Here is a 12257-nt window from a genome sequence, read left to right as displayed (position 1 = left end):
TTAGTTAAGTGGTTGAGAAACAAATCATCATGAAAAATTTTAATAAACAAGTTGAATATTTGTCGATTGTCGATCGTCCGGTTTAGCGAGATAGTTTAGCCATCCAGACATCCTAGGTGATGAGCTGAACAGAATAACAGATTTGAACTGCAGAATTAAGGATGAGCACAATGACTACTAAGACACACATACTCGGTTACCCTCGCATTGGTGAAAACCGAGAGCTGAAATTTACCTTAGAGAAATATTGGCGCGGAGAAGTCAGCCAAGCTGAACTGAAATCTGTCGGCAGCGAACTGCGCAATAAAAACTGGCAAACTCAGGCAGACGCGGGTCTAGACTTTGTCGCCGCGGGTGATTTTGCTTGGTACGACCATGTCTTAACCACGACACTGTTACTTGGGCATGTGCCTAAGCGTCACCAAAACGGCTTCCCAGATCTTGATACCCTGTTTAAGGTCGGCCGCGGTCAATCTCAAGCAAGCTGTGATTGTAGTGGTCATGCCGCATCAGACATGACTAAGTGGTTTAACACCAATAAACAACATAAAAGTGGTATCAGTGAAGATGAAAATTTAAACGAATTTGTGTCATGTCTGGACAAACCTTGTAACAAGGGGGCTGATGCTGCACCAAGTTCACTTTCGAAATGGTTTAACACTAACTACCACTATATTGTTCCTGAGTTCAGCAAAGACGATAGCTTTGAAGTGAGTTGGCCGCAGCTGTTTGAAGAAGTGAATGAAGCAGTTAAAGCGGGTCATAATGTAAAACCAGTACTGCTTGGCCCTCTGAGCTATTTATACCTAGGTAAAGAAGTTGAAGAAGGCTTTGACCGACTGTCATTGCTGCCACGTTTGTTGACTGCCTACCAAGCGATTCTGGCGAAACTCGCCAAGCAAGGTGTTGAATGGGTGCAGATCGACGAGCCTATTTTAGCGCTTGAATTGGACAAACCTTGGTTAGATTCATTTAAGCTGGCGTATCAGGTGATTCGCAGCGATGTAAAAGTATTACTGACCACGTATTTTGATTCAGTAGTTGATTCACTCGATAAAATCGTCGAACTGGCAGTAGACGGCCTGCATATTGATTTGTCGGCTTCTCCTGAGCAACTAGAGCAGGTTGCGGCGAAGTTACCAAGCAACTGGGTACTTTCAGCAGGTGTGGTCAATGGCCGTAACGTGTGGCGAGCAGATTTAAGTGCGCAACTTGAACTATTGAAACCAATAAAAGAGAAACTTGGTGACAAGCTTTGGGTTGCAAGTTCGTGTTCACTGCTGCATAGCCCAGTTGATTTAAACCTAGAGCCAGCTTTAAGTGACGAAGTTCAGAGTTGGTTTGCGTTTGCGAAACAAAAAGTGACCGAAGTGGCGTTACTCGGAAAAGCGCTGGATGGCAGCCAAGAAGCGATCCTTGCCTGTGATACCTACAGCGCGCTAATCCAGGCTCGCAAAACTGCAACCCATGTGAATAAGCCTCAGGTACAAGCTCGTTTAAACAACATCACTCAATCACTAACTGAGCGAAGTGCACCATACGCAGAGCGTGCAGCGCACCAGAATGAAGTGCTTGGTTTACCTCTGTTCCCGACCACGACCATTGGTTCTTTTCCTCAAACGAGTGAAATCCGAGTTCAACGCAGTGCTTACCGAAGCGGAAAGCTGTCTGAGCAGGAGTACCAAACGGCATTAAAAGGCCATATTGCAGACGCGGTAAAACGCCAAGAAGCACTGGATCTCGATGTCTTAGTACATGGTGAAGCCGAGCGAAACGACATGGTGGAGTACTTTGCGGAAAACCTAGCCGGTTTCCAAACCACCAAGTTTGGTTGGGTGCAAAGCTACGGTTCTCGCTGCGTGAAACCAGCCATTGTGGTTGCCGATATTGAACGTGAAAAACCTATCACGGTAGAGTGGTCTACGTACGCGCAATCATTAACTTCAAAGCAGATGAAAGGCATGCTGACTGGTCCGGTCACGATTCTATGTTGGACATTCCCGCGTGAAGATATCACTCGCAAACAAATCGCTGACCAGCTGGCATTGGCTCTGCGTGATGAAGTGTCAGACTTGCAAGATGCGGGTATCAACATTATCCAAATTGACGAGCCTGCAATACGCGAAGGCCTACCTTTGAAAAAGCGTGACCACAAAGCGTATCTAGAGTGGGCGGTAGATGCATTTAAGATCTCGGCAGCGAGCGCTAAGCCAGAAACACAAATTCATACACATATGTGTTACTCAGAGTTCAATGAAATCATCGACTCAGTCTCAGCACTTGATGCTGATGTGATTACCATTGAAACATCACGCTCAAACATGGAGCTACTTAAAGCGTTTGAAGAGTTCAATTACCCGAATGAAATTGGCCCAGGTGTGTATGACATTCACTCGCCTAACATCCCAACTAAGGAGTGGATCGAAGGCTTAATCAATAAAGCAGCCGAGAAGATCCCAGCTCAGCGCCTTTGGGTAAACCCAGACTGCGGGCTTAAAACACGAAACTGGCAAGAAACAGAAGCATCACTAGCTAACATGGTTCTTGCAGCGAAACAGTTACGTAAAGAGCATACCGAAGAAGCGTAATATACCTGCGATCATTTAACGCAAAAGCCGACCCAATTAAGGTCGGCTATTATATTGTCTATCGTATGGTGAGTTAGTTTGATAGCGCCTATATCGCTTCACCATTTACAGTCACAACCACATCAATATTTCCGCGTACGGCGTTTGAGTATGGGCAAACCTGATGAGCAACACGCACTAGCTCTAGTGCCTGCTCTTGAGGCAATTCGATAGCTGCAGCTAGGCTAACCGTTAGCGCAAAACCACCTTTGTCATTAGGGCCAATGCCCACTTCAGCAGTAACTGGTGCTTCTTTAAGTGCAACTTTACCTTCACGAGCGACGTGCAAAATTGCGTTTGAGAAACACGCAGAGTAACCCGCAGCAAATAGTTGTTCAGGGTTCGTTGCTAGACCTGAACCGCCCATTTCTTTTGGGTAAGACAGCTCAAGATCTAGAAGACCATCGTCAGTTTTTACATTGCCATTTCGTCCAGCTAGGGCAGTTGCCTGAGTTTTGTATAGAGTCGTCATGATGTCATCCTTATTAATTTAAGTTGTGCGCAATTTAATTGTTTGCAATATTAGATCGAGAAATGACTTGAATGCAAGTATATTGTGCGCAATTTATTTTTTAAATTACCTTTAGAAGGTGGATATGGCCAGTTGCGACAGTGACATGATTAGCGCTCAAGAAGAGAGTTTACGACTAGATAATCAAGTCTGCTTTCCTCTTTACAGCGCAGCAAATGCAGTTATTCGGACTTACCGTCCGCTACTTGATGCGATTGACCTGACTTACTCGCAATACCTAGTGATGATGGTATTGTGGGAAAGTGATGGTATTAGCGTCAAAGATATCGGTGCTAGGTTGCACCTAGACTCAGGCACCTTGACGCCTTTACTGAAACGACTTGAAACGAAAGGCTTTGTCAGCAGGGGTCGCAGCGAGCAAGATGAGCGGGTGAGGGTATTAAAGCTCACCGATGCTGGTGTTGAACTTAAGTCGACAGCGCTGTCTGTACCGCAAGCAATGAAATGCAAAATAGAGCTTGAGCTGGAAGAGCTAATTTTATTAAAGAAGCTGTGCGAAAAAGTTATTGCGACACTCGATTAATGATTAAGGGCAGGGAAGCATGTTAGAAACCGAACGTTTACGATTAAGGCAATGGCAAGATAGTGATGTTGAACCATACATTCGATTGAATGCTAACCCAGTGGTCATGCGCTACTTTCCATCTGTGATGACTGAAGAGGAAACGAGAGCCCAAATTGGCCGCGCGAAAGCTTACATTGAGAATAATGGCTGGGGATTCTGGGCGTTAGAGCTAAAAGAAACGGGCGAGTTTTTAGGCTTTGTCGGTTTGCTTGGGCAAGACGAACAACGAGAAATCCCTAACACGCCATTTGTTGAAATTGGCTGGCGTTTGGATGCGCAACATTGGGGTAAAGGTTACGCGCCAGAGGCAGCCAAAGCGGCGCTAGATTTTGCGTTCAACCAGCTCGATTTATTTGAGGTCTACTCGTTTACTGCGCTACCTAATCATCCTTCGCAACGAGTGATGGAGAAAATTGGTATGGTGAATACCCAGCAGAATTTTGACCACCCGAAGCTAGCCAAAGGGCATGAGTTAGAACGCCACTGTTTGTATCGAATAACTCAACAACAATGGCGAGACTCTAGTAAGTTCTAAAACCGGACCATTGAACCCAGCTACAAGACCCAATTATAAAACTCGGTTATCGCCTGTACTGTAGGCGATAACTTGACTGATCTGAGTTAGACTGCGGCCGCTTTCTTGTTGCCACTGAGCAAATGCCTCATTTGTCGCGGTCAGCGAACGTTTAGTATCTTTTCCGCCTTCAATAACTTTGCAGTTTCGTAGATAACTTTCGACATCTCCAGATAAAATGAAGGTATCTACACCTAATTGACGCAAACTATATGGTCCAGTATTGCCACCTAGTCGGTTACCATGTTTCTTCAAATAGAGCCACAAACCAGTAATATCTTCACTCGGCCAGTTGGCGACCATCTTAGCGAAAGAGCCGTGTTCGATAGACGCTTCATGGATCATTTGAGCATTGGCCAATATGGATTTCACTTTAGCGTGGTGACGAATGATTCGCGTATCCGCTGCTTTGTTATCCCATTGCTCTTCTGACAGCATTAATAACGGTTCAATCTTAAAACCGAAAAACACCTCTTCAAAATTTGGCCATTTGTTTCTAACCACTTTCCAAGAAATACCGCTTTGAAATACTTTCATACTGAGCGCTGCTAACCAGCGGTCATTGGGGATTTCTAACAGCTCCTCTCGACTTAAAGGAGTGGCCAATAGCGACTCTAAGTTGGCTTCTCCCCCTTTTCTAGCCGCGGCTCTATGGTAGATATCATCAAATTTCTCAAGTGTCATGGGGCGCTCAGTCTCGGAAGTTGCTATAGGTTTGCAGATATCCTACTACAAGTGATGACAGTTTCTTAGTCGGAAATAGGTAAACAAAAGCCAGAGTGAGTGGCTCTGGCTTTTATTCTATTAGGCTAACGTTAGTTACAGAGTCAGCAAGTAATTTACTAGCTTGTTGTACTCTTCGTATGAACGAATTTGGTCTGGTTTAACAATGTATTTGTCGTTGACCAAAACGCCTGGCACGCCAGTTAAAGTACTTTTCTCAAACTGCTTATCGAAGCCACGTTGCATCGAGTTGACGACAAAGCTGTTATAAGTTGAATCAAACTTGTCTGCATCAACGCCATTGTCGATAAACACTTGGCGTAGAGCCTGCTCATCTTTTGGTGCACTGCGCAGTTCATGGATCTGTTTAAACATGGCTGGAACCATGGTCTTTTCAGCATCAAGAGCGACCATAGTGGCATATGACTTCGCCATTGGAACAGCCATGTCGCTGCCCATAAACGCTACGTGTACTTTTTCAAATGTTGCGTTGTCAGGAAGTGACGCTTTAAGGTTATCGATCACAGGTTCAAATTTGTAGCAGTGCGGGCAATAGAATGAGAAAAACTCAGTTACTTTTGAGGTTGCTGATTTCTCAACATCCAGCACCTTGTAGTGAGTGCCTTCTTCAAATTGGGCCGCATGGGCAGAGAGTGACAGCGCCATAGTCGCGATAAGTGCGAATAACTTCTTCATTAGTGAAATCCTAAAATAATTCAGATAAATAGTTTTTAGACTCAATCAATTGATGGAGTCGAATCGTGGATTAGATTTAGGGTTACGCTATAGGAGGGCGGAAAAGCGTTTGAATACGAGAGACGGCTTTAGCAAATATATCTTGTCCTATCAGTGCTAAAGAAGCTGAGAGGGGATTGGTTAGCGATACAGACTGCGAAAGTGGCATCTTGAATAAGCATACTGAACCACAGCAGTGATGGCTTATGTTTTCGTTACCGTGATCGGTTTGAGGGCATTCTGCCGGATGCAGTTGACCGTTAACACTTTTGCTCAAATCACTGGATAAGTAGGAGAGCTCGTTTGTTTGTGCACTAGCAGCAACACCAGTCACAAAAACCAGTGCGAACGACATAAACAACGAGATGACTAATTTCCGATTGATCAAACTAGTGTTCCTAACCTACCTAGGCTGTAAGCTAACTAAAATCGCACCCAATGAGAAGAAAAGGTGTTTGAAGATGTTAACTTAAGGCCATTTTTCACGCTTGTGAGCGGTTACGAATTACGTGTTAACAGTCGAGATAGTTTATGGCCGATGGCAAAACAGACCACCATCACCGTCACAATGACTAGAACTGCGTAGACATGGCCAACCAGAGTTGATAAGCCAAAACCCCAGACGAAAGAAAATACCAGACCTTGGAACGCTTCATACGGCCATTGTAAGATTGGGAAATGTGAATCTGAGACGAGTAGCATCACCAGCCCCAAAAGCCCAAGTAAAGAAGTGAAACTACCAAAAATATTATGCTTATTCATGATTGTACTGCTGTTTGTTATAACGCCTTCAAGGGTACTTCTTGATTAGGAAGTATCAATGAAAAAGCATGCCAAACGAGATGTCGGCATGCTTTATCGGTTAATGATGAACTAAGGTTAAACCGCTCGGTAAAGCGTCACCAAAGACTCGCTTCGATTCGCTTTCTGACAATTCTTTCACTTGTTCGACGAGTGAGAGCCAAGAATCTGGAACCTTACTTTGTTTAAGCTTGGCGATGACCTGATTACGGAAGTCATCAGAGATATCAAATAGGCGATCGCCAGTTTTACGACAAATCATCACTGCCGCGAAGGCAATCATTGGCTCTTTCTGCCAGTTTTGCTCTAGCAGTTTTGGCAGCCATTGTTCAGCCTGTTCACGAGGGATCACACTGTGCTGACTACCGTACAATGGCGTGCGAGAGGCAAGTCGGCCTAATGCCCACCAATGCGCTTGTTCAAACTGGTTGTGGTTGATCGCCTTACTCAGACACCAAGAAGCGAGTAGCACTTTGTCTTCTACTTCTAAATGTTCTAACGATGCAGCCAAGCGCACCATAGATTCGTAACCCATATCTTGCGCCGCTTTGGCAGATTGAGGGTTCTTCATCGCGCCGGGGTGAAGATACTTGGCAATATCAGCCAGAATCGTTTCTTGTTGCTCTTGGCTAAGCCCGCCAGCGATACGACGCCAGAATACCCACCAATCAGTCCAGCCTTGGTGGTTCTTAAACTGAATCCCTTGTTGGTAGAGTCCCCACACTTGTTCTATACGCCATGAGTCGGTGGCATCGCCAAACCCAGGACGTAGTGAAAAGCCAGCCAGTCGTAACCAGTTTTTCTCGTGCGGTTCAGAGCGACGGCGACGTTTACGACCAAGAGCAAAAGCATCGAATAAATGGCGTAGAGTCGTGAAATCCCACTCATCACGTTTTCCGAGTTTTTTCTCTAGCTCTTTGGCCAACGTCTTAATTTCTTTTGAATCCGCACTCTTCTTATTACTGCTGTAAATGCGAGAAATCAGCTCTTTACACTCACCAAGGCGAGGGTGCAGATCTTGTTGCTGTTCGTCATCCGCTTTCTGATTGCGAACTTCAAATTCTAATGCCCAACGCTTTGAATCATCATCGACATGAACACATTCCATCTTAAGTGTGCCGACTTCAGTCAATTGGCATGCGAGTTGAACTTCGACCCGCTCTTTTTGGTTGGCTTGAAGTTCGGCACCTTCACCTTCTAATGTAGAGATGTAAGGTGGGAGAGGGGAGAACAAGTCAGGATCAACATCGACCATCACTCCGTTTTGAATCGCGGTGTTATTCGATAGCGTATCGTGAGTGGTTGTCAGTAGGTTGAAACGAACCGGTTCACCTAGAGTTAGCGAGAAGCGACGTCCGCTAAGACGAATTTCTTGACCTTCTTCGGTCCCTTTTGAGAGCAGGCAAAGCGCCTTACCCATCTTGTTCTTCTCTTGTAGGTGCAAGAAGTAAGAGCGTGCGGCGCCACCACCAATTTTTAGTTGAGCACCACGGCGAGCTTTACCAAAAGCTACTGCACCAAGCGCAACCGACCAGTCTGGATGTGGGTTATCTAATACCGTGACAGGAGCGCCGCGCCAATTACCGAGTAAGTTGGTGACACGCTCTGTAACTAGCTCACTGTTAAATACGCCACCATTGAGCAACAAGCCCACTGGTATCGCTGGCTGCGATTGGTCTTCTTGATTCAGCGCGGAGTAAGAAACTTGCTGATGCTGATTCAAAAACTCCGCGACGTGTTTACTCACCGCTGGGTCTGCGACATAAGGCAAACCAAATTCGACTACCGCACTGCGACGTTTGTCTGGCGTGTCATTAAAATCGCTGAGAGGGAAGAAACCATCTAGGGCAATTTGGTGCACTTCTTGTTTTGAAAGGCCGATACTCTTGGTGCCACCCAGCAGTTTTGAACCACTACCAAGCATAGTGATTTTTACTTCTTCAGGGGCATCTACGGAAAGCAGGTTCTCTTTCGCTTTTCGAGTTTGCTGAATTAGCTTAGTTAAGCTGGCGGCATTGAGTTTTTTCGATTGGTTAAAGCGAGTCTCTGCAAGGTGAGCGAGCGCAAGGTCAAGGTTATCACCGCCAAGCATCAGGTGTTCACCGACACCGATACGATCCAGTGACAACTCGTCTTGTGCGCCACTTTCAGCATTAAAGCGTGCTTCAATTAAGCTTAAGTCAGTGGTACCACCGCCGACATCACAGACCAGAATCAAAGGTAACTGTTTTAGCTCATCAGCAGCAGTGTGCTGGTGGCGAGCATACCAGTCGTAGCAAACAGCTTGAGGCTCTTCTAACAGCACGATCTTGTTAAGGCCAGCGAGTTGCGCCGCTTCTAGTGTCAGTTTACGCGCCGTTTCATCAAATGAGGCTGGCACTGTCACCACAACATCTTGGTCTTCGAGTTTATTACTTGGATTACGGTAGTTCCAAGCTTGGCGAATATGGTTGAGGTAACTCGCGCTAGCAATGACCGGAGAAACTTTATCGACGTCTGTAGCACCTGCCCAAGGCAGAATGTCACTACTGCGATCGACGCCTTGGTGAGAAAGCCAGCTCTTAGCACTAGAGACCTGACGACCTTCGACTTTAGCGCCTAGCTCACGTGCCCATTCACCAACGATAACGTTGCGGATGTCTCCCTCTACGGGTTGATCTTCCCAAGGTAGAGTGAGGTCGGATGGTGAAATTTGGCCTTGTGCAGGGTGGTAGCGAAATGAAGGTAGTAGAGGTTTACGTACTACTTCGCCGGGGCCAATTAACTGATCAATGTTGAATAGGGATACATCGGATTGTTGTAAGTCGTCGGTAATTTCACAGAATGCGACAACCGTATTGGTTGTACCTAAATCAATACCGACAAGAAAACGAGGAGATGCCATACAAACCCTTATTTTGCCAATGTGATGACGAATTCTTATTATAAAAGAGCGGCACCCAAGAGGGTGCCGCACATTGATTAAATTTGCTCGTTGTCAGCTGCGTTAGTGTCTTCGCGGACATCGAACTCAACGTGCCATTTTTGACCGTTGTCGGTTGCGATGGCTTCTAGGTAGAGTGTACCGAGCTCAGTAACGCGTGAGGCTAGAGTGACAGGAACCACTTCACCTTCACGGCGGCCTTCTGACACTGGAAGCGTCACTTGAATCTCTGGTAACTCATCAAGCTCTTCTGGACCCCAATGGTCGAGATGTGTTCCTGCTAGGTCTTCACGACGAACCGTTGAACCGAAGAACTGGAAGTTAACTGGCTGACCGATGATCAAACCGAATTCTTGACTCGGTACATCAACACTTGAACCTTCTTCCATACCAAATGGTGCCACACATAGAGCTTCCATTGGCGGCGCCATACCTGGAATTGCAGGCATCGCACTTTCGATACCTACGTAGTAGCTTGATGCGATACCGCCGCGGATACGAACACCTTGACCACGACGTACAGAACCGTAGTACGAAGCCCCACTTGCTACTGCAAGATCTAGGTCAACACCGGTAAGGCGTTTTGCCATCTCTGCATCAGCAGTAAGTAGCCACTCATTGATGGTATCTTCTAAACGAGTAGCCAGTAGACCAGACTTAAGCACACCACCGTTAAATAGGATTGCGGTAGGCTTGATGAAGTCAGCAGCAGATCCACCGCCCATACCCGGCATGTTAGCAAACGGGTTAAAGTCTTGTGCTGGAGTTTCACCGTTCTGTGCGTTAGCTTGTTTGGTTAAGAACGCAGCAATATGGCGCGTAATACCCGCATCTTGAGCATACGGCAGACCCATTTGAGTCAAAGCACCACGATTGCGTTGAACAGGGTGCTCGGTTACTGCAACTTGTGGGAAGAAACCATCGACTAGCGTCTGTTGCACTTCTTGCTGAGTCAGTTCAGTCTTTAGCGTAGCGCCTAGTAGCTTAGAGCCTCGGCTAGGTACGACGATAGGCACCGACTGAAGCTCACTGTCGTTAAGCAGTGCTTCTTTAGCATCACGACAAGCATGTGTCATCGCTTGAACTTGCCATGGTTGAAGCTCTTTACCTTCTTGGGCTAGCTTCATTTTTAAGCGGTACGCAAGTGCTAAGTCCATGTTGTCACCGCCAAGTAGGATATGCTCACCTACAGCGATGCGGTTTAGAGTTAGGTTGCCTTCGTCTTCAGTGACTTCAACTAAAGAAAGGTCGGTGGTACCGCCACCAATGTCGACAACCAGAACAATATCACCCACAGCGACTTCATCACGCCACTTGTCATTACTGTTATCAATCCAGTTGTAAAGTGCCGCTTGTGGCTCTTCGAGCAAGGTTAGGTGAACAAAACCGACGTTGCGTGCTGCTTCGGCTGTTAAATCACGAGCAGCAGGGTCAAATGACGCAGGGACAGTGATAGTCACGTCTTGCTCAGCGAGCGGGTTACTTGGGTTAGTATGATCCCATGCTTGCTTTAGATGCTCTAGGTAAAGCTCAGTTGCGCGCAGTGGCGATACTTTTTCAACTTCTTCTGGGCTATCTGCAGGTAAGAATGCGTCACGGCGATTGACACCACCGTGGCATAGCCAAGATTTTGCGCTGGCGATAAGACGAATTGGCGTCTTCGCACCAAGGTTACGTGCAATCGCACCAACCAGTGCCGTTGGCTCTGATGACCAAGGCAATACGCGCGATGATGGGTTCATTTCATGTTCGTGTGGTTGATACAGGAACGAACCAAGTTGGCTGCGCGTTTCTACTGTTCCCGGCGCAGTTAGCTGCGGGATAGGCATGACTTGGACGCGCGAATCTTCTTGCGTGGTATCTACATAAGACAACACACAGTGAGTAGTACCTAAGTCGATACCAACACTGAACTTAGGTGTTTCAGATACTGATGCTTGTTGTGTTAGATCTTGGTGTTCCATTACAGCTCAACCTCAGCTGGAGCAATAACAGAAGCATCATAATTCTCAGCCAGTTTAGGCAGGTTCATTGAACTTGCTTTCCAACCTTTGTGAACAAGTGTGCCGTTGAAAGGTGCGCTGCCAGTCACGTTACCAGTTAAACGTACTTCTTGAGGGTTGAAGCCTTCTTGTACTGTGATACGAGTTTCTTCATCTTCACTGCGGATGTGCTCTAGCGTTACGTAGTCAGCAAGAACTTTTTGTCCGCCGGTATGAATAACGCGAGCCGCTGCGCCGACTTCTTCATCAGAGAATGACGTTAGGTCTTCTTTTAGGAAGTCAATTAGGCGCGCTTCTTGTTGCATGATTGAAAGCAACTGCATTGCAGAGTCTGTTGATGCGGTCGCTAGCTTTGATTCGACTTCAACGACTTTCTCGATTACTTTCTCTACTTCGACCACTTTTTCAACTTCAACGATCTTTTCGACAGGCTTTTCAACCTCAACGATCTTTTCTACTGGTTTTTCTACTACTTTCTCAACCACTTTTGACTTGCGTGAAACAGCGATTAGAAGCAGAAGAACGCTTGATGCAGTCAAACCCGCATGAAGCATATCGAACGTTTGAGGGATCATTTGTAAATCGACAATCATGACAATTCTCTTTTGTTTAAGTGTACTGAGAGATTGGCTCAATCTCTGCTGTGGCTCTACTAATAAATTAAGAGCCAATTTATTCTGATAAATTGGGGCTGATAGTAGCATAATCAAGGTGCCATCCGGCTACAAAAACAGGTCTAATCTTATGTTTAAACGATTAACTGGTTTGTTTTTG

At 46.1% G+C, this 12257-nt stretch carries 11 protein-coding genes; 3 read left to right on the top strand and 8 right to left on the bottom strand.

Annotation, left to right across the window (positions count from 1 at the left end; translation table 11 throughout):
• Positions 1–161: 161 nt before the first annotated feature.
• Positions 162–2588, top strand: coding sequence for a 5-methyltetrahydropteroyltriglutamate--homocysteine S-methyltransferase (gene metE / locus ELS82_RS00700; RefSeq protein ID WP_370447424.1), 2427 nt, complete (start codon positions 162–164; stop codon positions 2586–2588).
• Between the two features lie 88 nt (positions 2589–2676).
• Here the strand turns inward: metE and ohr are convergent, their stop codons facing one another.
• On the bottom strand, positions 2677–3099 hold the full coding sequence (gene ohr / locus ELS82_RS00695; RefSeq protein ID WP_134833760.1) for an organic hydroperoxide reductase Ohr: 423 nt from the start codon (positions 3097–3099) through the stop codon (positions 2677–2679).
• Positions 3100–3223: 124 nt separating this feature from the next.
• Here ohr and ohrR point away from each other — a divergent pair, with 124 nt between their 5' ends.
• Positions 3224–3682: a transcriptional regulator OhrR gene (gene ohrR / locus ELS82_RS00690; RefSeq protein ID WP_134833759.1), complete on the top strand. Its 459-nt coding sequence runs from the start codon at positions 3224–3226 to the stop codon at positions 3680–3682.
• Between the two features lie 19 nt (positions 3683–3701).
• Positions 3702–4259: a GNAT family N-acetyltransferase gene (locus ELS82_RS00685; RefSeq protein WP_134833758.1), complete on the top strand. Its 558-nt coding sequence runs from the start codon at positions 3702–3704 to the stop codon at positions 4257–4259.
• Between the two features lie 33 nt (positions 4260–4292).
• Here ELS82_RS00685 and ELS82_RS00680 read toward each other — a convergent pair whose 3' ends face one another.
• The 7 genes from ELS82_RS00680 to ELS82_RS00650 form a co-directional block, all read right to left on the bottom strand.
• Positions 4293–4982 carry a DNA-3-methyladenine glycosylase I gene (locus ELS82_RS00680; RefSeq protein WP_134833757.1) on the bottom strand — a complete coding sequence of 230 codons (690 nt, stop codon included), beginning with the start codon at positions 4980–4982 and terminating at the stop codon, positions 4293–4295.
• Positions 4983–5117: 135 nt separating this feature from the next.
• On the bottom strand, positions 5118–5717 hold the full coding sequence (locus ELS82_RS00675) for a thiol:disulfide interchange protein DsbA/DsbL (protein WP_134833756.1): 600 nt from the start codon (positions 5715–5717) through the stop codon (positions 5118–5120).
• Between the two features lie 82 nt (positions 5718–5799).
• Entirely contained in the window at positions 5800–6144 is a 345-nt protein-coding gene (locus tag ELS82_RS00670) for a hypothetical protein (RefSeq protein ID WP_134833755.1), read from the bottom strand.
• Between the two features lie 110 nt (positions 6145–6254).
• Positions 6255–6518 carry a hypothetical protein gene (locus tag ELS82_RS00665; RefSeq protein WP_134833754.1) on the bottom strand — a complete coding sequence of 88 codons (264 nt, stop codon included), beginning with the start codon at positions 6516–6518 and terminating at the stop codon, positions 6255–6257.
• A 100-nt stretch (positions 6519–6618) separates the two neighbouring features.
• Positions 6619–9441, bottom strand: coding sequence for an Hsp70 family protein (locus ELS82_RS00660; protein WP_134833753.1), 2823 nt, complete (start codon positions 9439–9441; stop codon positions 6619–6621).
• A 77-nt stretch (positions 9442–9518) separates the two neighbouring features.
• Positions 9519–11444 (bottom strand): Hsp70 family protein, encoded by a 1926-nt coding sequence (locus tag ELS82_RS00655; RefSeq protein ID WP_134833752.1) that lies wholly within the window; start codon positions 11442–11444, stop codon positions 9519–9521.
• The gene (locus ELS82_RS00650) at positions 11444–12076 is read right to left on the bottom strand and encodes a DUF2760 domain-containing protein (protein WP_134833751.1); all 633 of its coding nucleotides are present in this window, start codon (positions 12074–12076) and stop codon (positions 11444–11446) included. Before ELS82_RS00650 ends, ELS82_RS00655 begins: the two co-directional genes overlap by 1 nt.
• Positions 12077–12257: the final 181 nt, after the last annotated feature.

The sequence above is a fragment of the Vibrio ouci genome, from assembly GCF_004551525.1.
In the GTDB taxonomy this organism is placed as follows: Bacteria; Pseudomonadota; Gammaproteobacteria; order Enterobacterales; family Vibrionaceae; genus Vibrio; species Vibrio ouci.
Note: the sequence above shows the minus strand (reverse complement) of the source record. Positions and strands in the feature narration are given on the sequence as shown.